Genomic DNA, 21,969 nt, shown 5'->3' on the forward strand with positions numbered 1-21,969 from the left:
CACCGCTCCAGCCGCAGTGAGCCAGCACGCTCAGCGTTGCACCAAACCTTTGTAAACACCACAGCCCAAATATCGGTTGTCGTCCACGCGTTGAACATACGACATTTTGGCCTGTACAGCACCCGTCACTGGGTTGCGAAAATCGTACTCCACCCAACCCGGCCCACGATCGCCCTGCGCCACAATGTCATACACCAAGGCATCCCCAGCAATACCGGGCACATCCTGCACCCTGGTGCCCACCCGCTGCGGGTTGCCGCCAAAAGCATGGTAGACGCCATCGGAATCCAAGACAAAGACATACATATCCCGGTCATGGTAAGGCTGGGTAGGATCGCTCAGGGTGCGCAAAAAAGCATCTCCCGATAGCCGCTGACGCAAAGTCAATGCCCGTTGCACTAAGGCCACGGCCTCATCGGCCGTACCCTGTTGCAAGCGGAACCGGGCCACCGCCTCCGTCAGGGTGCTGGCTCGATCTTCTAAGGTATTGGCCTGTTGCACCGCCAACGCTACCATTTGGGCATTTTCTTGTGTGATCTGGTCGAGTTGGCGCACCGCCTGGCTTATTTCTTGCAGCCCGGTGCTTTGTTGCGCCGTGGAGGCTGAAATATCAGACATCCCCGCCGCCACCCCTTGGATGCCCTCTGCCATCAGGCCAATGCCCGTTCCAGCGGCACGAATAGTGTCGGCACTGGCTACCACCTGCTGCACGGTCGTTTGGATCAGGCTGCGAATTTCACGCGCAGCAGCACTGGAGCGCCCAGCCAGCATCCGCACCTCAGAAGCCACCACCGCAAAGCCACGCCCAGCTTCTCCAGCGCGGGCTGCTTCTACAGCGGCATTGAGCGCCAAAATATTGGTCTGAAACGCAATACCATCAATCACGCCAATGATTTCGTTCATCCGGCGTGCATCTTGTTCAATGGTTTGTACCGACCGCACCGCCAATGCCATACCCTCTGTGCCCTTGCCAGTGGCATGGCTCACCTCGCTGGCATGCTCATCGGCCATGCGCGCCGCTTGGGCACTGCTTTGCACCGAGGCCGACATTTGCTCCACACTGGCTGCCGTTTGTGCCAAATTGGCCGCCTGTTGTTCCGTGCGTGCTTCTAAGGCACGGTTATCGGCGGCCAATGCTTGACCCGCTGTTGCCACCAGCGCCGCATTGCTGCGAATATCGGCCACCATCGACGACAGCGTCAGCAGCAACCGATCAAACAAACGCGCCAGCCCCGCCAACTCATCGCGGCCATGCACGGGCACCTGCACGCACAGATTTCCAGCAATCGCCTGCTCCATCGCTTGGGCCAAGCCACGCAAATCTGCTGCCAAACTGGCATGAAAGGCAAAAAGAGCATACAAGAGCCACAGCAGCGTCAAGAGAGCAATGGCACCGAGGGTGATGCTGCTACCTCCCCACATCACCCCTAAGCCCAGCACCAACCAGCCCAACACAAAAGTGCCGCCCAACAACAGCATTTTTCCGGGCAGACGCAAACGCCGCATCAGCCACACCCCTGGGTGCAACAGTGAAAATCCAGACATGGGGCTTGTCTCCAATAGGTATTTTTAAGCGATGCCACCTTGACCGTGGCGCCCGAGAGCCACAGCCAAGCAAGCCGGCATGGTCATGACAGTTGCTTGCGCACCACTGACATCCCCGATAATCAAGGGTATGAATCCCTTGCTCTCGCGTTTGCAGCCCTACCCCTTCGAGCGGTTGCGCGAACTCTTTTCCCCCATCACCCCCAACCCAGCCTATCGCGCCATCAGCTTAGGGATTGGTGAACCCAAACATGCCGCCCCTGAGCTGGTCAAGCAAGCCCTCACGGCAGCGTTGGGCACCGGCTTATCAGGCTACCCTGCCACCACTGGCACCCCCGCCCTGCGCCAGGCCTGTGCCAACTGGCTACAACGCCGCTATGGTGTCGAGGTTGATCCGAGCACACAGGTACTGTCAGTCAATGGTACGCGCGAAGCACTGTTTGCCTTTGCCCAAACCGTGATTGACCCCACGCGCGAAGGTGCCACGGTCGTCTGCCCCAATCCGTTCTACCAAATCTACGAAGGCGCAGCCCTGTTGGCAGGGGCCACTCCTTACTATGCGCCCAGCAACCCAGCGCGCAACTTTGCCGTCGATTGGGACAGCGTACCCCCAGAGGTTTGGCAACGCACCCAACTGCTTTACGTTTGCTCCCCTGGCAACCCCACCGGAGCCGTGATGCCACTGGACGAATGGCGCAAGCTGTTCGCCCTGAGCGATCGCTACGGCTTTGTCATTGCCTCAGACGAATGCTACAGCGAGATATATTTCCGTGACGAACCGCCATTGGGCGGTTTAGAAGCAGCCATCCAATTGGGCCGTACCGGCTTTGAACGTTTGGTGGCCTTTACCAGTCTGTCCAAGCGCAGCAACGTACCCGGCCTGCGCAGCGGCTTTGTTGCGGGTGATGCCGCCATCCTGCAACAATTCTTGCTCTACCGCACCTACCACGGCAGCGCCATGAGTCCAGTAGTGCAAACCGCCAGCATCGCCGCTTGGAACGACGAACAACACGTCATTGACAACCGCGCCCAATACCGCGCCAAGTTTGCCCAAGTCACACCATTACTGGCCAGTGTGATGGATGTAGCCCTGCCCGATGCTGGTTTTTACCTCTGGGCTGCTGTGCCACATCGCTGGAATGGCAGCGACACCGACTTCGCCCGAGAGCTGCTGGCTCAATACAATGTCACGGTTTTGCCCGGCAGCTACTTGGCCCGCGAGGCCCAAGGCTTCAACCCCGGTCAAGGGCGTATCCGTATGGCCTTGGTGGCCGAAACCGCCGAATGCCTAGAAGCCGCCCAACGCATCGTGCAATTTATCCAATCCAACCCCTGATTTTTACCATGAGCCAACAACTGCAAAGCATCATCGAAGCCGCTTGGGACAACCGCGCCAACTTGTCGCCAGCGGTAGCACCAGCCGAGGTACGCGATGCCGTCGAACATGTCATTGCCCAACTCAACGACGGTCAATTGCGCGTCGCCACACGCGAAGGCGTAGGCCAATGGACAGTACACCAGTGGATTAAGAAGGCAGTGCTGCTGTCCTTCCGCCTCAAAGACAACGTACTCATGCAATCGGGCGCGCTCAACTTTTTTGACAAAGTGCCCACCAAATACGAAGGTATGAGCGAAGCCGACATCGCCGCTACCGGCGTGCGCGTAGTGCCCCCGGCTGTGGCCCGCCGTGGCAGTTTCATTGCCAAAGGCGCCATTCTGATGCCCTCCTACGTCAACATCGGTGCTTATGTCGATGAGGGCACTATGGTCGATACTTGGGCCACCGTAGGCTCTTGTGCCCAAGTCGGCAAAAACGTTCACCTGTCCGGTGGTGTTGGTCTGGGTGGCGTATTGGAGCCACTGCAAGCCAACCCCACCATCATTGAAGACAACTGCTTTATTGGCGCTCGCTCCGAAGTGGTCGAGGGCGTGATCGTCGAAGAAAACTCCGTCATCAGCATGGGCGTCTATATCGGCCAAAGCACCCCCATCTACGACCGCGCCACCGGAGAGATCAGTTATGGTCGCGTGCCTGCTGGTTCTGTGGTTATTTCTGGCAGCTTGCCCAAAGACGATGGCCGCTACAGCCTGTATGCAGCCATCATCGTCAAGCGTGTCGATGCCCAAACCCGCGCCAAAACCAGCCTGAACGACCTGCTGCGCGACTGATACCGCCGCCGCAGCCGCCTGCACACCCACACCACTACCTTTTGGGGACTGCACATGAGCACGATGGAGCGCATCTTGCGCCTGATGGCCGAGAAGAAGGCTTCCGATGTCTATCTCTCAGCCAATGCACCGGCACTGATCAAAATCAATGGCGAGTGCATCCCCATCAACAACCAGATTTTGCCGCCTGACGCACCGCGCAATCTGCTGTCGGAAGTGGTGGCACCTGAGCGCATTGAAGAGTTGCAAGAGACCGGCGAACTGAACATGGGCGTGCCCATCTCGGGGGTGGGGCGTTTTCGGGTCAGTGCCATGCGCCAACGTGGCAGCTATGCCGTAGTAGTGCGTTTTATTGCCCAAGAAGTACCCAACCTGCAAGATCTGAACTTGCCACCCGTGCTGGGCGACTTGATCATGGAAAAGCGCGGGCTGGTGCTGGTCGTCGGGGCCACAGGCTCTGGCAAAAGCACCACGCTGGCCGCCATGATTGACAAACGCAACAGTTTGCAAACTGGCCACATTCTGACGATTGAAGACCCTGTGGAATTTCAGTTCCGCAACAAGAAATCCATCGTCAACCAGCGTGAAGTAGGCAGCGACACGCAATCCATGCAGATTGCACTGAAAAACGCCCTGCGCCAAGCCCCGGATGTGATTCTGATCGGCGAAATCCGAGATCGTGAATCTATGTCGGCGGCCATTGCCTACGCCCAGTCCGGCCACCTGTGCCTGGCTACGCTACACGGCAACAACAGCTACCATGCACTCAACCGGATTTTGAGTTTTTATCCGGTCGAGGTGCGCGCCACCATGCTCAGCGATTTATCCTCGGCACTCAAGGCGGTGGTCACGCAACGGTTGGTGCGCACTGCTGCTGGCGCTCGTGTGCCTGCCGTCGAAGTCATGCTCAACACCAAATTGGTCTCGGAACTGATCGAAAAGGCCGATTTTTCTGGCGTCAAAGAGGCCATGGAAAAATCAATGGCCGAAGGCTCGCAAACCTTTGAAGAAGATTTGGCCCGCCTGATTATGGAAGGCCGCATCGACCGTAAGGAAGGTCTGGCCTATGCCGACTCTCCTACCAACCTGATGTGGCGTTTGCAAAACGACTTTTCTCTGGCTGCCAAAGCCGCCCAGGCCAACAAGGCCGCCCAAGAAGCCAAGGGGGAAGATGATGTTCCCTCATTCACCGAAATCACCCTGGATGTCACACCGGGCACTTAAGTGACCGTGGCTGCATCCTTCTGAACTTTATCCATGTCCCTGACCTTGTCTCTGGCCGAGGCGCTGATTTCGCGCCCATCTGTCACCCCCGAAGATGCAGGTTGTCTGCAACTCTTGACCGAACGCCTAACCCCTCTGGGCTTTGTCTGCGAAGCTATGGACAGCGGCCCCGCCAATTTTCGCGTGCAAAACCTGTGGGCCAAACGGGCCGCAACAACGCCCCATGCCAAAACCGTGGTTTTTGCCGGCCATACCGACGTTGTGCCCACTGGCCCGCTAACGCAATGGAAGAGCGATCCATTCATCCCCACGCAGCGCGATGGCAAACTCTATGGACGGGGTGCCAGCGACATGAAAACATCCATCGCCGCTTTTGTCGTCGCCGTGGAGGAGTTTTTGGCCGCCACCCCAGAGCCACTGATCCACCTGGCTTTTTTGCTCACTAGCGACGAAGAAGGCCCCTCGATCGATGGCACCAAAGTTGTCGTAGAGCAGCTCAAAACCCGAAGCGAACGGTTGGACTATTGCATCGTTGGCGAGCCCACTTCCGTCAAGCGCACTGGCGACATGATCAAAAATGGCCGTCGGGGCACCCTCAGCGGCAAACTCACTGTGCGTGGCATCCAAGGCCATATTGCCTATCCACATCTGGCCCGCAACCCCATCCACGAAGCCGTGCCCGCCCTGACCGAACTGGCCGCCATGCGTTGGGACGAAGGCAATGCTTTTTTTCAGCCTACCAGCTGGCAAATGAGCAACATCCACGGTGGCACGGGAGCCAGCAACATCATTCCTGGCGCAGTGGTCATCGACTTTAATTTCCGCTTCTGCACAGAGTCCACTGCCGAAGGCCTCAAAAAGCGTGTCCATGCCGTACTCGATCGCCATGACCTCGAATACGAATTGCAATGGACACTCGGTGGACAACCTTTTCTCACCACCCCTGGCGAACTGGTGCAGGCCGTCCAACAAGCCATCCACACAGAAACCGGGCTGGCCACTGAACTGTCCACCACCGGTGGTACCAGCGATGGCCGCTTCATTGCCACCATTTGCCCTCAGGTCATTGAATTGGGCCCGCCCAATGCCAGTATCCACAAAATTGACGAACACATCGCCTTGGCTGACATTGAACCGTTAAAAAACATCTATTGCCGCACCCTCCACAACCTGCAAGCGCAAGCAGTGGCGGCGCTCGCATGAGCGCGCAAGTTTTGGCCCTGCCCCCTGTTGCAGGAAGCACCATTGGTGCCTTAGTGGCCTCTGGCGCCCACAGTTTGCAAACTGCCGGGGTGTCGTTTGGGCATGGCACGACCAATGCCCAAGATGAAGCCGCTTGGCTGGTGTTGTGGCGTCTGGGCTTGCCACTAGACACCCCCTTGGATGGCAACGAACCCAATGCCGTGCAGCATCAACCTGTCACGGCTGAACAGCAAGCACTGGTGGCAGCCCTGTTTGCCGAACGCATCCGCAGTCGTAAACCCGCCGCTTACCTCACCCAAGAGGCTTGGCTACAAGGCGTACCGTTTTATATTGACGAGCGGGCCATTGTGCCGCGCAGCTTCATTGCGGAGTTGATCGCCAATGGCGGTTTTGACGACTGGCTGGGCGAACAGACCCATGCGGTACTCGATTTATGTACAGGCAATGGCAGCTTGGCGATATTGGCCGCTATGGCATGGCCCGACATTGCCGTCACAGGTGCCGATATCTCTCCTGATGCCTTGGCAGTGGCACAGATCAATGTCCATCGACATGGGCTGCAAGAGCGTATTTCGTTGCAACTCTCTGACGGACTGGCGCAATTGCCCGGCCCCTGGGATTTGATTTTGTGTAACCCTCCGTATGTCAATAGCGACAGCATGGCCCGCCTGCCCAAAGAATATCAGGCTGAGCCGGTGCTGGCATTGGCCGGGGGTGAGGATGGTATGGATTTTATCCGCCAGTTGCTGCGTGATGCTCCCTCTCACATGACGGAAAACGCGGTTCTGGTGCTAGAAATTGGCAATGAGCGCGCCTTTTTTGAGGCAGCATTCCCGCAACTGCCTGTATTCTGGTTAGAGACCAGTGCTGGAGAAGACCAAGTATTGTTACTCACCCGTCAAGCTTTATCCAATTTATGAGTTCACCGCCCTTTCGTGTTGCCGTTGTCATTCCTTGCTATCGTGTAACAAACCACGTTCTTGATGTGATCGCACGCATCGGCCATGAAGTAGATGGCATTTTTGCGGTCGATGACTGCTGCCCAGAAAAATCCGGATTTTTTATCCAACAACATTGCCAAGACCCACGGGTAACCGTTCTATTTAATGCACAAAATCAAGGTGTAGGCGGGGCGGTCATGGCAGGATATCAAGCCGCTATCCATGATGGATATGACATCATTGTCAAAATTGATGGTGACGGTCAGATGGACCCCAAGCTTTTGCCAGCATTCATCTCCCCCATTGTTAATGGTGAGGCTGACTACACCAAAGGCAATCGTTTTTTTGATTTAGAAGAAATTCATCAAATGCCACGACTGCGATTGCTTGGCAATGCAGGTCTGTCATTTCTAACCAAAATATCCTCTGGGTATTGGAATATTTTTGATCCCACCAATGGATATACGGCCATTCACGCCAAAATTGCCAGCCACCTCCCCTTCTCCAAAATTAGCCGCAGGTATTTTTTTGAAACAGATATGCTGTTCCGGCTGAATACGCTCAAAGCTGTGGTGGTAGACGTCCCTATGGATGCACATTACGCAGATGAGGAAAGCAACCTGAAAATTGGCAAAATTCTTCCTGAGTTTTTAGCCAAGCATACTATTAACTTTAGCAAGCGTATTTTCTATAATTATTATTTAAGGGATATGTCACTGGCTTCAATTGAATTGCCTGCCGGAATTTTAATGTTGCTTTTTGGTGCATGGTTTGGTATCAGCCATTGGATTCAATCTACATCACTACAATCATACTCATCTGCGGGCACCGTGATGCTGGCAGCTCTGCCCATTATCACAGGGCTACAGCTTTTACTGGCTTTTATTGGCCATGATGTGGAATCTACTCCGACTCGACCCATACATAAAGTATTGCATCGAAAAATTAAATTATAAAAATACCATGTACATCTATCTGCTAACCATTTTATGTGTGATAGGAATTGCTGCTGGGCAGATTCTTTTTAAATTCAGCGCAAGCGCCATTAATGAATCAGGGAGTTTTTTTGACATTAAAACATTGGCTATATTCTTCTCAACAATGGCTCTTTATGGAATTACATCCATAGGTTGGGTACTTATTTTGCGCAAAGCAGAGTTAGGCAAAGTATACCCTTTCATGGCATTAGCATTTATTATCGTTCCTTTGGCTAGTCGCTTTTTCTTTGGGGAACGTTTTGCTCCAATGTATTTTGTAGGAACAGCACTGATTGTTTCTGGAATTGCAGTCACAGTCATGGCATCTCGCTGACTTCAAGAGTGGCGACGAGCATGTTGAATGATCGATCAACCTTCTGGAATTTATTAATTGCAATTTTCTTTGCAATCTTCATTCCAATTACTTTAGCCCAAGCAGAAGAAAAAATTCCGGCTGGAATTTATGGTTACATTGAAACCATTGAACACCAACTTGCAAACCATTCTGTACATATTACAGGTTGGAGTTTTGACTCTAGTACAGAACAAGTCCCTGATAAGTTTCAAATCACAATTGATGACCAACAAGTAGAAATTATTTCATCTACTTCTGTAGTACGCGATGATTTACCAAAATATTTTGGTACAACAAAAGCAAGCCATGCAGGTTTTAATATCGTTGCCCGAGCACCCATCAATTTATTTTCAGCGCATCATCAAGTTAAAGTTACGGCAACATTTCCATCAACATCAGCATTTAATTTACCAATTATTGCTGGGAAATCAGACTCCATTCTTATTTCTAGCCCAGAGATACCCAAGCGACACTGGTTCATTCTTGCTATTTTTCTCATTTCTATAGTTATTTTTCTTTTTTATACAAAATTCAATGTTTTTGAAAATTTAAACACATGGGTTAATAAAAAGAAAAAATCGATCATTTTCTACTCCATTGCCTTTTTTCTTTTGTTAGTTGCCTTTGGAATCAGCGGATCTTCTGTGCAACTTTTGATAGGAGATAGCAAAAGATCTGAACACCCATTTATTTCAGCTCATGATGGCACAAAAAATCTGCTTTTTGCGCCGCGGCCTATACGTTCAGACGAATGGATGGTTGTGACCGCCAATGCACTGGCACAAGTTAACCATCATCCTTCCTTCCCAATTGTGAATAAAAATCTTGGGATTGAAGGTCAAAACATGCTGATTGTAGGAATGACAGGCGTTCCTGTTTGGCATGTATCTGCGTTGGGACGTCCTGCTACGTGGGGCTTCTTTTTCTTACCACTACGCCAAGCATTGAGTTGGTATTGGTTTTTTCCTGTCATAAGTTGTCTTCTGGCCCTATGGTTTTTATTAAATACGGTTGCTCCAGAAAGATCTGGTCGTAATCTTGGTCTTTCGATTTTATTTTGCTTGGCACCTTATGCCGCAGGCTGGTCACATTGGCCGCTTTATGTCGTTTTTTTTCCTACGGCAGCAACCTTTCTATTTATAAAAATACTCAAGACTAATTCTAATTCTTACATATATATCCATAGTGTTTTTCTTGGATTATTGGCGACAGGCTTTGCATTAGTTTTATACCCACCATGGCAAATTACTATTGCATCCTTTTATGCTATATTTTTAATAGCATATATCTTTCAGTATCGAAAAACTTTATACTTCAATAAACATGTTTTTGCAGGCATTAGCATAGCAATACTTATCTGTAGCGGAATACTACTGGCTTGGTGGTTAGATGCGCACGATACAATATCATTAATGCGTGCCACAGTTTACCCAGGACAACGCGCAGCATTACAAGGTGGTGAATTGCCTTGGCACCTTATCTTTCGAGGCTATACAAATTTAGAAACCCTTACAGAATTGAGAAACAGTGCTTGGAATGAAAGTGAATTTAGTTCCTACACATTTCCGCTTATTCCTCTTTTTGCTTTAGCTTCTTATTATCTATTCAAAAAAAATAACCATCATAAAATTTGGTTAGGCTGGATAGTTTTCACCTCATTCTTGTTAATTTTTTACTGCACTGGTGTTTCCTCCTGGTTTGCAAAATTAATCTTTTGGCATATGGTTCCTTCTCTAAGGCTAGACTTGGCACTCGGATTGGCTTGCATTATTGGATTAGCATTGATTCCGTCAAGAGACACAGAAATCTCTGGCTCAAATTTTAATATCTACAATTCTATTGCACTCATAGGATTAGCGGTCTTTAGCGTCACTCCAATAATTATTAGCCTATTGGCTACACCTGCATCTTTTTATTCAACATTATCGCCAATTTTATTTATTGCAATAATATTTGCCTCATTATTTATATCTTACTGCATATTGCAAAGAAGAATATCAGAGGCAATTGCACTGAATGTCATCATCTATCTTATCGCAACATGGAACTTCAATCCGTTGTCAGTAGCACCCAATCAAATATCACTAAACCCAGAAATTCAAAATATTACTCAATACTCTTCAGAAGATAAAAAATCATTGAAAAGAGTTTTAATCATAAATCCGGGAGCTACCGAATCAATGGCTTTATTGGCTGCTGGGGTTCCTGTGGTTGGTGGTGTTTTTTATTATCCGCAATTCAAATTTTGGGAACAACTTTCTTCTGAACCAGAAATTATTCAAAAAACCATCAATCGATACCAACACCTTTCCTTCTCGCTAGGCGATGTGCCTAACAATGATGGTCATCATATAAAATCTACTCAGCTTGATGCGGTGCATGTAACAATAGATGTGAAAAACTTTAATTTTGAAAAAACTGGTGCGCAACTGGTTGCTGCTCCAGAAACAATCACAGCTTTACACACACATCCTGCACTTAAAAAAATAATAAACTATCGGGGCTGGAATTGGTTTGATATAAAAACCAATAGCCCCTGATATTTGATCATTTTTCAATAAATCTCAGGCAATTAATTAATTGCCATTTAGCTTTCTACTCATCAATAATAAGCCAAGCAACATGTCATTAAAAGCAAAAAATAATTACATAAAATTATGTTCTTTATTTTTTCTATTGATGATTCCAGCTTTGGTGTTGATGCGACTCGTGCCACCATTTATGTCTCCAGATGAAAATGTTCACATTGCGCGTGCAGACATGTTGGTACATGGAAAAATTCTGTTAGAACCCGCGCCCAAAAATATACCCATTGAAGCAGGCGGATCAGGAGGAGAAATAGATAAAAATTTATTTTTATTTATTTTACAATCGCTGCACCTTAATTTTCCGGAAAATCCAGCTCCAGCACGACTGGCAGAACCATTGAAATTGCAAAACTTAAACTCATTTGAAGATTTACGCTCAATGGGCCAAAAAACTTATTGGTCAGATCAGCAATTATTCTCACCAGCTTCAGGAACTGGATACTATTTTCCTGTTATTTATATACCACATGCTGCCGCTCTATGGCTAGGAAAAAACATGGGGTTGTCATTGATGGCTAGTTATGATTTAGTGCGCATCACAGTTGCAACCATCTGCATCACACTCATTATTTTATCAGCGCAATTACTCACACTGCCACCCATCGCCGTAGGTATTTTATTTACGCCTATGGCATTATTTCAATGGATATCTCCAACCATTGATGGCCTCACGATGGGACTTACTTTGTATGCTATCAGCATATTTTTGGCAGAATTAAAATCTGCACAACCATCATCCCAACGACAAGTTATTTTGGCGATATCTATTTTTATCATATCGACCACGCGAATACACATGCTTCCCATGCTGGCATTACAATTTTATTTGGCATGGCACCATCATTCAAAGAAAACCCTATTGCTTTCAATAGAAAATACAATTTTCAGTCTTGGGTGGATTATTTTTGCTGTCACATCTACAATTGACACGAGAATAAATAGATCCTACTCAACTATAGAAATAGTACGCATTTATATCAATCAACCCATTGAATTTATTCATCTGCTTTATCGAACCTTGAGCAATCAAGATCTTCAAAACTTTTATTTCCAATCATTCATTGGGAAGCTGGGATGGCTTGACGCCCCTATTGATAGCCAACACCTGAAATTTCTGACCCTTGGGTTGGTAGCATTGTTTTTCATTTCTTTGTATTTATCAAAGAATACAAGATTTGAATTCTTCAAGGCAAGAGTTCTTTTGATTATTATATCTCTATCATCCATAATAATTACATTTGCAGCACTTGCGATCACATGGACAAGTTATCCAGCAGATACAATACAAGGTATTCAAGGTCGTTATTTTATATTGCCTATTTTCGTTGCCTGCTGTGCTCTTTGGATTCCAACTACTGACAAATCGTCAGTTCTTAGCCATTATGTTTCAAAAAAACTCTTTGGTATTTACATCTTATACTCAGTCTATGTTACAGGAATCACATTGATACAACACTATCAATTGTCTATTTTCTGATCAAAACATAAAACTTTATGATTCTCTTTAAAAACGTCACTCTACGTCGCAGTACCAAAGTTCTACTAAACGGTGTTCATGCTACTATCAATCCCGGAGAGCATGTCGGTTTAGTGGGCCGTAATGGTGCAGGAAAATCCAGCCTATTTGCACTGCTCAACGGTTCTTTGCACGAAGATGGAGGAGATTTTAGTATTCCACCACACTGGCGCATGGCCCAGGTGGCACAAAATATGCCAGAAACAGAAGAATCGGCCACCGCTTTTGTCGTTGCTGGCGATACCCGTCTGGCCGAAGCCCAATCCAAGCTGGCCGAGGCTGAAATATCGGGTGATGGCATGGCAATTGCCCATGCCTACACCGATCTACACGATGCAGGTGCCCATGATGCTGTATCACGCGCACAAGCATTGATTTTGGGTTTGGGCTTCAAGGTTTCAGAATTAAACCATCCCGTCAATAGCTTTTCTGGGGGCTGGCGGATGCGTCTGCAACTGGCCCGAGCCCTGATGTGCCCTTCCGATTTGCTACTGCTGGATGAGCCAACCAATCACTTGGATCTAGATGCCTTGGTCTGGCTAGAAGCGTGGCTCAAGCGGTATGAAGGCACCATGATCGTCATCAGCCATGACCGCGAATTTTTGGATGCTGTCACCAATGTCACGCTGCACATCGACAGTGCGCAACTCACACGCTATGGTGGCAATTACAGCAAGTTTGAAGAATTGCGTGCCCAGCAACTGGAGTTGCAACAGGCCAGCTACTCTCGCCAACAAGAAAAAATTGCGCATTTACAAAAATTTATCACCCGTTTCAAGGCCAAAGCCACCAAAGCCAAACAGGCCCAAAGCCGAGTAAAAGCACTGGAACGCATGGAAAAAATTGCGCCCGTGCTGGCAGAAGCCGACTTCACCTTTGAATTTAAGGAGCCACTCAATCTACCCAACCCCATGCTGGCCATCACCGATGCCTCGTTTGGCTATCGCACCGAGGATGAACTGGCAACCACCATCCTGCACCATGTCAACCGCAGTGTGCTGGCAGGCCAACGTATCGGTATCTTGGGGGCCAACGGGCAGGGTAAGTCCACCTTGGTAAAAACCATTGCTCGCACCATGCGGCCTCTCACAGGCACGGTGACGGAGGGCAAAGGTCTGTCCATAGGTTACTTCGCCCAGCAAGAGCTGGATGTGCTGCGCTCTCATGAGAATCCACTAGAACACATGATCCGGCTGGCAAAGGAGCTAGGAGCCCAAAGCCAAGAATCCAGCCGCGAACAAGACCTGCGCAATTTTCTGGGCACCTTCAACTTCACCGGTGATATGGTGAAGCAGAGCGTAGGCAGCATGAGCGGCGGTGAAAAAGCCCGATTGGTGCTGGCAATGATTGTTTGGCAACGTCCCAATTTGCTGCTGCTCGATGAGCCCACCAATCATTTGGATTTGGCCACACGCGAGGCATTGTCGATAGCACTCAATGAATTTGAAGGCACTGTCATGTTGGTCAGCCATGACCGGGCTTTGTTACGGTCGGTGTGTGATGAATTCTGGATGGTCGGCCGAGGCGCGGTAGGGCCGTTCGATGGCGACTTGGACGATTACCAGCGTTATCTCTTGGATGAGGCCAAGCGCCAACGTGAACTGGCGAAGCAAGAGCACATTCCCACCATTGCCACCACCAATACAGATCCCGACAATAAAAAAGCCACCGATCCACGCGAACAACGCAAACAAGAAGCCCAGGCTCGACAACAACTTGCCCAGAAGCTGCGTCCTTTCAAACGTGAATTGGAACAGGTAGAGCAGCGCATGGCTGCGTTAGGCACCGAGCGCACTGCGCTAGAAGCACGTCTTAGCCAGCCTCTGGCCCCCACAGACATTGCTGAAGCAGGTCGCTGCCTTAAAAACTGCAACGATGAAATAGAGCGTTTAGAAGAACGCTGGTTGGAATTGTCTGAGCAGATGGAAGCACAGGCCTGAACAGACGAAAAGAGGTGGTATTCAATGGCAATTTTTTTGATGGATGTTGTCAACGCCCGAGACAACCACAACGTTGAATACGCATCACAGACACTTTTGCAGAGTAAACACCATGACCTCCTTCACTGTTTTGACCGTTTGGCCTGAAGACGAACGCGATCGCAAGCGTGCTCCCAGCCGTCTCTGAAGTACGGATCTGGTGTGGCAGGGTGGTTGAGCCTCCTGCAAAAGCTGCCCATAAAAAAACCCCGCGTTGCGGGGTTTTTTGTAGCCAAGTGCCTAAGGCCTATCAGCTCATGTGCAAACCACCGTTGACCGAGAACTCTGCACCTGTAGCGTAGCCGCCTTCTTCCGAGGCCAGCCAAGCAATAATAGAGGCAATCTCGCTAGGTTCACCCAGACGCTTGACGGGCACAGTAGCCACAATCTTTTCTAGCACATCGGGACGAATGGCCTTGACCATGTCCGTGCCGATATAACCGGGGCTGACGGTGTTCACGGTCACGCCCTTGGTAGCCATTTCTTGGGCCAAGGCCATCGAGAAACCATGCATACCGGCTTTGGCTGCCGAGTAGTTGGTCTGACCAGACTGGCCCTTTTCACCGTTGACCGACGAAATATTGATGATACGGCCCCAGCCCTTTTCTACCATGTCAGCCACCACTTGTTTGGTGACGTTGAACATGCTGTTCAGGTTGGTTTCGATCACCGCATCCCAGTCTTCGCGGGTCATCTTCAAGAACATGCGGTCACGGGTAATACCAGCGTTATTGACCAACACATCAATGCTGCCATGTTCAGCCTTGGCCTTGGTAAAGGCTTCCACTGTGGAATCCCAGTCACCTACATTGCCCACCGAGGCGTAAAAGGTAAAACCCAGTTCTTTTTGCTCGGCCAGCCATTTGGCATGGTCACGGGTAGGGCCGCAGCCTGCGATCACTTTGAAACCGTCTTTGTGCAGACGCTGACAGATCGCGGTTCCGATGCCACCCATGCCACCAGTGACGTATGCTACTTTTTGACTCATGTTTTCATGCTCCTTGTGAATAATAGTGAACAGGGGTCTCGCCTCCACTCTACCGAATATTTACGACGGTGCAGTGAAGGAAAACACTGTAATGGGATATTTTTTGCACCTCAAACAGGAATAGCGGCCAACGGCAAGGTTTCCCACCCTGGTCGGGCAAACCAATACCCCTGCTGGTAACGCACCCCCACAGAACAAAGGTACTCCGATTCTTGGGCTGTTTCTATGCCTTCGGCCACCATATCAATCTGCAAGCGGGCACAAACCCCAGCAATGCCACACACAATGGCTTGCCGCACAGGGTCTTGATCAATATTGCGAATCAGTTCCATGTCTAGTTTTAAGACATGGGGCTGAAAATGCACCAACATGTTCAAACCCGCATACCCAGCACCAAAATCATCGATGGCCGTGATCAGCCCCTGACGACGGTACTCATCAAAAATAGACTTCAGGTGGGCACCATTGCTCAGTGGCTCCCCCTCAGTGACTTCGAACATCAAGCGATCATGCGGAAAATTGAACTCGGCAGCAGCCTGCATGGTGGCACGAATGCATGTTTCTGCACGATAAACCGCATTGGGTAAAAAGTTGATACTCAAGCGGCAATCAGGCAATCGGGCCACACCTAAACTGGCCGCCAATTGGATGGCCTTGACACGACAAGCTTGATCGAAACGGTAGCGATTGGTGTCATCGACCCACGACAACACAGTGGCCGCCGATTCTCCATTCATGCCACGCACCAGTGCCTCATACGCAAAAGGCCGCTCCAACTCCAAATCCATGATGGGTTGAAAGGCCATCGTGAAATCGAAAGGCAGCAAGCTTTTGTCCTGACAAGCTGCGCAACCCACTGGCACAAACGGTTGTGCAAAGACAGTCTGATTCATACAAAGTCCAGTGTACGCTCCTGTGGCAGACATTACAGGGATTCGAGGGCAAAAATTGCAACAGAACAAAAAAGCCGCGAACAGGTCGCGGCTTGGCAATGGAATGGGCCTGTTAAGCAGGCCCATGCGCCAGCATTAGCGTTCTAGTGCCAGGGCTACGCCCATACCACCGCCAATACACAGCGAAGCAATACCCTTCTTGGCATTGCTACGCTGCATTTCGTGCAACAGCGTCACCAAGATGCGGTTGCCGGACGCGCCAATAGGATGGCCAATCGCGATAGCACCACCGTTCACATTGACCTTGGTTGGGTCAATGCCCAGTTCCTTGTTCACGGCAGCAGCTTGGGCAGCAAAAGCCTCATTCAACTCGAACAAGTCCACATCGGCGGCGCTCCAACCCGCACGCTCGAGTGCCTTACGGGTGGCATAAACTGGGCCCATACCCATGATGGCCGGGTCTAGCCCGCTGGTGCCATATGCGGCAATGCGTGCCAAGGGTGTCAGGCCCAATGCCGCAGCCCGTTTGGCACTCATCACCACCACGGCAGAGGCACCATCATTGATACCGGAGGCATTGCCAGCGGTCACAGTGCCTGCTTTGTCGAAAGCAGGGCGCAAACCAGCGAGCACTTCGGCACTGGTCTTGCGGTTCAGGTACTCATCCACATTAAAGACCAAGGGATCGCCTTTGCGCTGAGGAATGCTCACGCCCACGATTTCATCAGCGAACTTGCCTGCATCTTGTGCGGCGGCGGCTTTTTGCTGGCTGGCCAAGGCCAGGGCATCTTGCATTTCGCGGGTGATACCGTACTGCTTAGCCACATTCTCAGCAGTGATGCCCATGTGGTACTGGTTGTAGACGTCCCACAGGCCATCGACAATCATCGAGTCCTGCATCTTCCAGTCGCCCATGCGCTGACCATCGCGCGAGCCGTTGAGCACATGGGGGCTGGCGCTCATGTTTTCTTGGCCACCAGCGACGATGATGTCACTGTCACCATGGGCAATGGCTTGGGCGGCCAAAATCACCGACTTCAAGCCAGAGCCACATACAGCATTGATGGTCAGGGCTGGGGTTTCCTTGGCAACACCCGCCTTCATCAGTGCTTGACGGGCAGGGTTCTGACCCAAACCAGCGGTCAGCACCTGACCCATGATGACTTCACCCACCTGATCGGGTACAACCTTGGCGCGGGCCAGAGCTTCCTTGATAACGATGCTGCCCAACTCGGTAGCAGCCACCTTGGCCAGCGAGCCACCAAACTTGCCCACCGCAGTACGGGCAGCGGAAACGATAACGATGTCTTCCATGGTTTTGTCCTTGTTGTCAGAGAGGAAAGGAGCCTAGGATCAGGCTTTTTGCTTTACATAGCGGCCTGGGGCAGGTTCAATGACCTTGAACTTAGACCCCTTGCCGTAGCCTTTGGGGGCTGCAATCTGCGCTCCCGCGTGCCCTTGCAGCCAGGTGCTCCAATCGGTCCACCAACTGCCAGGATGTTCTTGTGCGCCTTGGAGCCAATCGTCAAATGCGGTGGGCAATTGATCGTCTTCTCGCGTCCAATAGCTGCGTTTTTTCTTGGCTGGCGGGTTGATCACACCAGCAATGTGCCCAGATGCCCCCATGACAAAGCGTTTGGGGCCAGAGAGGATTTGCGTGCTGGCATAAGCTGCCCCGATAGGCACAATATGGTCTTCACGGGAGCCATAAAGGTACACCGGGATATCAATTGCCCCCAAATCCACCTTCTCTCCGCACACAGTCAGCATGCCGGGTTTTTTGAGGTTGTTCTCTAGGTATGTATTGCGCAGATACCACGCAAAGAACGGCCCTGGCAAGTTTGTGCTGTCACTGTTCCAGTAGAGCAGATCAAAGGCCGGAGGGGTTTCACCTTTCAGGTAATTGCCTACAACGTAGTTCCATACCAAGTCATTGGGACGCAAAAAGCTGAAGGTAGATGCCAACTCCTGCCCTTTGAGCAGACCGCCCTTGCCCATTTGCATTTCGCGGAATTTGACGAAATTTTCGTCAATGAACACGTCCAGAATCCCCGTGTCACTGAAATCCAAAAAGGTGGTCAGCAAGGTCAGGCTGGCCACTGGATCGCGCCCGCGTGCGGCCAACACAGCCAAGGCGGTGCTCAAAATAGTGCCGCCTACGCAAAAGCCCAAGGCGTTGATTTGCTCTGCCCCTGTGATTTGCTGCACAGTGCTGATCGCTTCAATAGCACCGTCTTCAACGTAATCATTCCAGGTTTTTTGCGCCAGTTCGGCATCGGGGTTGCGCCAGCTGACCAAGAAGGTATGGTGGCCCTGCTCTACTGCGTAGCGCACCAAGGAATTGGCCGGCTGCAAATCTAGAATGTAAAACTTGTTGATGCACGGGGGCACCAGCAAAAAAGGCCGTTCGTACACATGGGCGGTGAGCGGTTTGTATTCGATGAGCTGGAACAGCTCGTTCTCAAACACCACGGCACCCTCTGTGGTGGCTACATTGCGCCCCACCTCGAACTGGCTCTCATCTGTCATGGAGACATGGCCTTGGCGCAGATCGTTGAGCAGGTTCTGGATACCTTTGGTCAGACTCTCCCCTTTGGTTTCCACGGCTTTTTGTTGTGCCTCTGCATTCAAGGCCAAGTAGTTGCTGGGGGCCATTGCGGCCACCCATTGCTCCACCGCAAAGCGCACGCGGTTGTGGGTTTTCTCATCGGCCTCTACGGCTTCGGCCAGCTCCATCAGGGTGCGTGCATTGAGCAGGTACATGGCTGCTGAGAATGCCGCCATCGGGTTGGCTTTCCAACTTTCGCCACTAAAGCGACGATCTTGGCCTACGGCCTCGGTTGGGGCTTGCAAACCCTGGTTCCACAAAGCCCGTGCCTCTTCAAGGTACTGCTGTTGCAGTTGCTGGAGTTTTTCTGGAGCGATTTTTAAGGGTACTGCTGGCCCAGGGGTACCTACAGAACCGATTTGCTGCAGGGATCGCAGCACCTGTGCCAGGTTGTCGCCGAAAATCTGCTGAAATTGCTGGGTATTCTGTCCCCAGGATGATTCAGAACTCATTTTTTCTCCTGAAATTGCGGATCACTCGCACGCAGCGACTTTCGCCCCGATTGTTGCTGACCACATGGTTATGGTAACGCCCCTTTTCACTGTTTCTGTCTTGGAGCACAGATGTATCTTGTAGTTATCGCATGGCTTTATGTCACCGTCATGATGGCCGTGGCCGAAGCCACCAGTAGCACGGGCTCGGTATTGGGGGCCATCATCACTTTTGTGCTGTATGGTTTGCTGCCTTTGTCGATTGTGGTTTACATCCTAGGCACACCGGGGCGACGCCGGGCCATCCATGCCAAAGAAATAGCCGAGCGGGCACAGGAAGCTGCGGCACGGGCTGCTGCATCAGACACCACCGTGGCGCCAAACGCACACAGCCATGCGCCCGCTACCGCCGAGGGCGATGGCATCACGGCGATGAGAAAAGAACCTTGATGGGTTGCCCACCGTACACCAAGTGCTGGTGCTGTCGTTGCCACTGATTTGCCGAATCCCCAAGGCTTGCAGACGCTGGCGGGCCAACGCGGCTAAATCAGCCAGATACTTCCCTGGCCTGTCTGTCTGGGGCTGAAAATGCAAGGCGGCCCTGCTGTCATGGGCACAAAAGGCTGCTCGCACCTCCTCCCCTACTTCAAAGGCCAATGGCCCAATGCACGGCCCCAACCAAGCCAAGGTGGATTGCGCCAGCGCCCATCGGTTGGCAGGCGTGGTCTCATGCAGCAAACGGGTGCAAAAGGCATCAAACACTGATTCAAGCACCCCATCGGCCAGCCCCCGCCACCCTGCATGGGCTGCTGCTACAGCACGGCCTTGCAAATCGGTCAATAGCACCGGCAGGCAATCGGCCACCATGATGGTGCATACTTTTGCGGGCATGGTGGCCACACAGGCATCCGCACAGATGCCATCGGATAGCCCGGCATCCAAATCAACGGTGTGCGTACCATGCACTTGGCGCAAGAACACCGCCTGCGCTGCTGGCAAATGGGCTTGCAATGCCGTTTGCAACCGCTTGCGATTGGTGTGCACATCTTCTGGCAAATCCCCCACATGATCGCCTAAGTTCAGGCTATCGTAAGGTGCTGCACTCACCCCCCCAGCACGGCTGGTACACAGTGCCTGCACATGGGCAGGTGCGGGCCAGTCAGGGCATATCCAATCAGGATGAAAGGCAGAAAGAGCAGAAGAAGATGGCATAGTGCCAGTGTACCGACCAAGCATGGCACACTCTACCAACCCAACACATCCCCCTCTTTCACTCCATCTCTGTTGCCATGAGCTATGTCTTTCCTCCTGCCCCAGTCACCAGTGTGCCCGTGCAGGGCAGCCATGATCGTTTTCCGGTACATCGCATTTACTGTGTCGGACGCAATTACGAGGAACATGCCAAAGAGATGGGCTTTACGGGCCGTGAACCACCGTTCTTTTTTCTGAAACCCGCAGATGCTTTGGTAGTGGTAGACGCAGGCAGTACAGGCCATTTGCCCTATCCCAGCCTAACGGGCAATCTGCACCACGAGATAGAACTGGTAGTGGCTATTGGCAAAGGGGGCAGCCATATTGCCGCCAGTGATGCACCAAAGCACATCTTTGGTTATGCCGTGGGACTGGACATGACCCGCCGCGATCTGCAAAACGACATGAAAAAACAAGGCCGTCCTTGGTGCATTGGCAAGGCGTTTGAGCATAGCGCCCCCATTGGCCCCATCACCCCTGTGGATCAGGCCAGTGAGATAGAGCGGGCAGCCATCTGGTTGCAGGTCAATGGCACTGACCGCCAGCGCAGCCAAGTTTCGCGTTTGATTTGGAATATTGCCGAAACCATTGAACATCTCTCTGCGGCATGGGAGTTGCAACCCGGCGATCTGATTTATACCGGCACCCCTGAAGGAGTGGGTGCGGTGGTGCGCGGTGATACGCTCGAAGGGGGCATTGATGGGCTGGGCACACTGCGCCTGCATGTGGTTTGAGTCTGACGCTATGAGCTTTCATCCTCCAATTCGGCACTGCCGTCAATGCGGCGCCCCCGTGATCTACCGCCTCCCAGACGATGGTGACACCCGAGAACGGGCCATCTGCACCACCTGTCAAACCGTACATTACGAAAACCCGCTCAATGTGGTGGGCACAGTGCCGGTGCTAGGAGACCGCGTGCTGTTGTGCAAGCGCAATATTGAGCCACGCAAAGGCAAATGGACATTGCCCGCAGGCTTTATGGAACTTGATGAAACTACGGCCCAAGGGGCCGCCCGCGAAACCCAAGAAGAGGCTGGCGCCGAGTTTGAGATTGGCACCCTGTTCAGTCTGCTCAATGTGCGTCGCGTGGGTCAAGTCCATTTGTTCTACCATGCCACGCTGCTCAGCGATGCCTTTGCCCCAGGTGAAGAAACCATGGAAGCACGTCTGTTTACTGAGGAAGAAATCCCTTGGGACGAGTTGTCGTTTCGCACTGTGCGCGAAACCCTGCTGCGTTATTTTGCCGACCGCCGTGGTGGTGGTCAGTTTGGCATCCACTGCATTGACATCGAATAACCGCT

The 21,969-nt window shown here is 51.4% G+C and carries 19 protein-coding genes; 13 read left to right on the top strand and 6 right to left on the bottom strand.

Features of this window, described 5'->3' with window-relative positions; translation table 11 throughout:
• Positions 1 to 30 precede the first annotated feature (30 nt).
• The gene (locus ACYVB2_RS06760; RefSeq protein ID WP_382430233.1) at positions 31 to 1,545 is read right to left on the bottom strand and encodes a methyl-accepting chemotaxis protein; all 1,515 of its coding nucleotides are present in this window, start codon (positions 1,543 to 1,545) and stop codon (positions 31 to 33) included.
• Positions 1,546 to 1,675: 130 nt separating this feature from the next.
• Here ACYVB2_RS06760 and dapC point away from each other — a divergent pair, with 130 nt between their 5' ends.
• The 10 genes from dapC (at position 1,676) to ACYVB2_RS06810 (ending at position 14,458) form a co-directional block, all read left to right on the top strand.
• On the top strand, positions 1,676 to 2,881 hold the full coding sequence (dapC, locus tag ACYVB2_RS06765; RefSeq protein WP_382430231.1) for a succinyldiaminopimelate transaminase: 1,206 nt from the start codon (positions 1,676 to 1,678) through the stop codon (positions 2,879 to 2,881).
• Between the two features lie 8 nt (positions 2,882 to 2,889).
• Entirely contained in the window at positions 2,890 to 3,714 is an 825-nt protein-coding gene (dapD, locus tag ACYVB2_RS06770; RefSeq protein ID WP_382430229.1) for a 2,3,4,5-tetrahydropyridine-2,6-dicarboxylate N-succinyltransferase, read from the top strand.
• A gap of 54 nt (positions 3,715 to 3,768) precedes the next feature.
• Positions 3,769 to 4,938, top strand: coding sequence for a PilT/PilU family type 4a pilus ATPase (locus tag ACYVB2_RS06775; RefSeq protein ID WP_382430227.1), 1,170 nt, complete (start codon positions 3,769 to 3,771; stop codon positions 4,936 to 4,938).
• A gap of 33 nt (positions 4,939 to 4,971) precedes the next feature.
• Positions 4,972 to 6,141 (top strand): succinyl-diaminopimelate desuccinylase, encoded by a 1,170-nt coding sequence (gene dapE, locus ACYVB2_RS06780; protein ID WP_382430225.1) that lies wholly within the window; start codon positions 4,972 to 4,974, stop codon positions 6,139 to 6,141.
• Positions 6,138 to 7,061 (top strand): 50S ribosomal protein L3 N(5)-glutamine methyltransferase, encoded by a 924-nt coding sequence (prmB, locus tag ACYVB2_RS06785; RefSeq protein WP_382430223.1) that lies wholly within the window; start codon positions 6,138 to 6,140, stop codon positions 7,059 to 7,061. Before dapE ends, prmB begins: the two co-directional genes overlap by 4 nt.
• Positions 7,058 to 8,038 carry a glycosyltransferase family 2 protein gene (locus tag ACYVB2_RS06790; protein WP_382430221.1) on the top strand — a complete coding sequence of 327 codons (981 nt, stop codon included), beginning with the start codon at positions 7,058 to 7,060 and terminating at the stop codon, positions 8,036 to 8,038. The genes prmB and ACYVB2_RS06790 overlap by 4 nt, the downstream gene beginning before the upstream one ends.
• Positions 8,039 to 8,045: 7 nt before the next feature.
• A complete protein-coding gene (locus tag ACYVB2_RS06795) occupies positions 8,046 to 8,393 on the top strand; it encodes a DMT family transporter (RefSeq protein ID WP_382430219.1) in 348 nt (115 codons plus the stop codon).
• Between the two features lie 20 nt (positions 8,394 to 8,413).
• Complete coding sequence (locus ACYVB2_RS06800) at positions 8,414 to 10,954, top strand: DUF7657 domain-containing protein (protein ID WP_460535823.1); 2,541 nt, start codon at positions 8,414 to 8,416, stop codon at positions 10,952 to 10,954.
• 139 nt (positions 10,955 to 11,093) lie between these two features.
• A complete protein-coding gene (locus tag ACYVB2_RS06805) occupies positions 11,094 to 12,479 on the top strand; it encodes a DUF2142 domain-containing protein (protein ID WP_382430213.1) in 1,386 nt (461 codons plus the stop codon).
• 17 nt (positions 12,480 to 12,496) lie between these two features.
• Entirely contained in the window at positions 12,497 to 14,458 is a 1,962-nt protein-coding gene (locus ACYVB2_RS06810) for an ATP-binding cassette domain-containing protein (protein WP_382430211.1), read from the top strand.
• Positions 14,459 to 14,747: 289 nt separating this feature from the next.
• Here the strand turns inward: ACYVB2_RS06810 and phbB are convergent, their stop codons facing one another.
• The 4 genes from phbB to ACYVB2_RS06830 form a co-directional block, all read right to left on the bottom strand.
• Positions 14,748 to 15,485, bottom strand: coding sequence for an acetoacetyl-CoA reductase (gene phbB, locus ACYVB2_RS06815; RefSeq protein WP_460535828.1), 738 nt, complete (start codon positions 15,483 to 15,485; stop codon positions 14,748 to 14,750).
• Between the two features lie 110 nt (positions 15,486 to 15,595).
• Positions 15,596 to 16,378: an EAL domain-containing protein gene (locus ACYVB2_RS06820; protein ID WP_382430207.1), complete on the bottom strand. Its 783-nt coding sequence runs from the start codon at positions 16,376 to 16,378 to the stop codon at positions 15,596 to 15,598.
• Positions 16,379 to 16,513: 135 nt separating this feature from the next.
• Positions 16,514 to 17,692, bottom strand: coding sequence for an acetyl-CoA C-acetyltransferase (locus ACYVB2_RS06825; RefSeq protein ID WP_382430205.1), 1,179 nt, complete (start codon positions 17,690 to 17,692; stop codon positions 16,514 to 16,516).
• 39 nt (positions 17,693 to 17,731) lie between these two features.
• Positions 17,732 to 19,438, bottom strand: a complete 1,707-nt coding sequence (locus ACYVB2_RS06830; RefSeq protein ID WP_382430203.1) for a PHA/PHB synthase family protein — start codon at positions 19,436 to 19,438, stop codon at positions 17,732 to 17,734.
• A 111-nt stretch (positions 19,439 to 19,549) separates the two neighbouring features.
• On the opposite strand from ACYVB2_RS06830, the gene ACYVB2_RS06835 reads away from it, so the two are divergent.
• Positions 19,550 to 19,867: a hypothetical protein gene (locus ACYVB2_RS06835; protein ID WP_382430201.1), complete on the top strand. Its 318-nt coding sequence runs from the start codon at positions 19,550 to 19,552 to the stop codon at positions 19,865 to 19,867.
• Here ACYVB2_RS06835 and pgeF read toward each other — a convergent pair.
• A complete protein-coding gene (gene pgeF, locus ACYVB2_RS06840; protein ID WP_382430199.1) occupies positions 19,778 to 20,629 on the bottom strand; it encodes a peptidoglycan editing factor PgeF in 852 nt (283 codons plus the stop codon). The genes ACYVB2_RS06835 and pgeF overlap by 90 nt on opposite strands.
• Positions 20,630 to 20,706: 77 nt before the next feature.
• Between pgeF and ACYVB2_RS06845 the strand changes: the two genes are divergently transcribed.
• Together ACYVB2_RS06845 and ACYVB2_RS06850 are read left to right on the top strand one after the other, a co-directional pair.
• On the top strand, positions 20,707 to 21,402 hold the full coding sequence (locus ACYVB2_RS06845; protein WP_382430197.1) for a fumarylacetoacetate hydrolase family protein: 696 nt from the start codon (positions 20,707 to 20,709) through the stop codon (positions 21,400 to 21,402).
• A 10-nt stretch (positions 21,403 to 21,412) separates the two neighbouring features.
• Positions 21,413 to 21,964 carry an NUDIX hydrolase gene (locus ACYVB2_RS06850; RefSeq protein ID WP_382430195.1) on the top strand — a complete coding sequence of 184 codons (552 nt, stop codon included), beginning with the start codon at positions 21,413 to 21,415 and terminating at the stop codon, positions 21,962 to 21,964.
• The last annotated feature ends 5 nt before the right edge of the window (positions 21,965 to 21,969 follow it).

It is taken from the genome of Giesbergeria giesbergeri, from assembly GCF_054779375.1.

Excerpts from the sequence above, each read along its gene's own strand:
- ACYVB2_RS06835 (WP_382430201.1), top strand. The coding sequence starts at position 19,550 with ATGTATCTTGTAGTTATCGCATGGCTTTATGTCACCGTCATGATGGCC.
- ACYVB2_RS06845 (WP_382430197.1), top strand. The coding sequence starts at position 20,707 with ATGAGCTATGTCTTTCCTCCTGCCCCAGTCACCAGTGTGCCCGTGCAG.
- phbB (WP_460535828.1), bottom strand. The coding sequence starts at position 15,485 with ATGAGTCAAAAAGTAGCATACGTCACTGGTGGCATGGGTGGCATCGGA.
- ACYVB2_RS06760 (WP_382430233.1), bottom strand. The coding sequence starts at position 1,545 with ATGTCTGGATTTTCACTGTTGCACCCAGGGGTGTGGCTGATGCGGCGT.
- ACYVB2_RS06805 (WP_382430213.1), top strand. The coding sequence starts at position 11,094 with ATGATTCCAGCTTTGGTGTTGATGCGACTCGTGCCACCATTTATGTCT.
- pgeF (WP_382430199.1), bottom strand. The coding sequence starts at position 20,629 with ATGCCATCTTCTTCTGCTCTTTCTGCCTTTCATCCTGATTGGATATGC.
- ACYVB2_RS06820 (WP_382430207.1), bottom strand. The coding sequence starts at position 16,378 with ATGAATCAGACTGTCTTTGCACAACCGTTTGTGCCAGTGGGTTGCGCA.
- ACYVB2_RS06810 (WP_382430211.1), top strand. The coding sequence starts at position 12,497 with ATGATTCTCTTTAAAAACGTCACTCTACGTCGCAGTACCAAAGTTCTA.
- ACYVB2_RS06790 (WP_382430221.1), top strand. The coding sequence starts at position 7,058 with ATGAGTTCACCGCCCTTTCGTGTTGCCGTTGTCATTCCTTGCTATCGT.
- ACYVB2_RS06830 (WP_382430203.1), bottom strand. The coding sequence starts at position 19,438 with ATGAGTTCTGAATCATCCTGGGGACAGAATACCCAGCAATTTCAGCAG.
- dapE (WP_382430225.1), top strand. The coding sequence starts at position 4,972 with ATGTCCCTGACCTTGTCTCTGGCCGAGGCGCTGATTTCGCGCCCATCT.
- prmB (WP_382430223.1), top strand. The coding sequence starts at position 6,138 with ATGAGCGCGCAAGTTTTGGCCCTGCCCCCTGTTGCAGGAAGCACCATT.
- ACYVB2_RS06795 (WP_382430219.1), top strand. The coding sequence starts at position 8,046 with ATGTACATCTATCTGCTAACCATTTTATGTGTGATAGGAATTGCTGCT.
- ACYVB2_RS06825 (WP_382430205.1), bottom strand. The coding sequence starts at position 17,692 with ATGGAAGACATCGTTATCGTTTCCGCTGCCCGTACTGCGGTGGGCAAG.
- ACYVB2_RS06800 (WP_460535823.1), top strand. The coding sequence starts at position 8,414 with ATGTTGAATGATCGATCAACCTTCTGGAATTTATTAATTGCAATTTTC.
- dapC (WP_382430231.1), top strand. The coding sequence starts at position 1,676 with ATGAATCCCTTGCTCTCGCGTTTGCAGCCCTACCCCTTCGAGCGGTTG.
- dapD (WP_382430229.1), top strand. The coding sequence starts at position 2,890 with ATGAGCCAACAACTGCAAAGCATCATCGAAGCCGCTTGGGACAACCGC.
- ACYVB2_RS06775 (WP_382430227.1), top strand. The coding sequence starts at position 3,769 with ATGAGCACGATGGAGCGCATCTTGCGCCTGATGGCCGAGAAGAAGGCT.
- ACYVB2_RS06850 (WP_382430195.1), top strand. The coding sequence starts at position 21,413 with ATGAGCTTTCATCCTCCAATTCGGCACTGCCGTCAATGCGGCGCCCCC.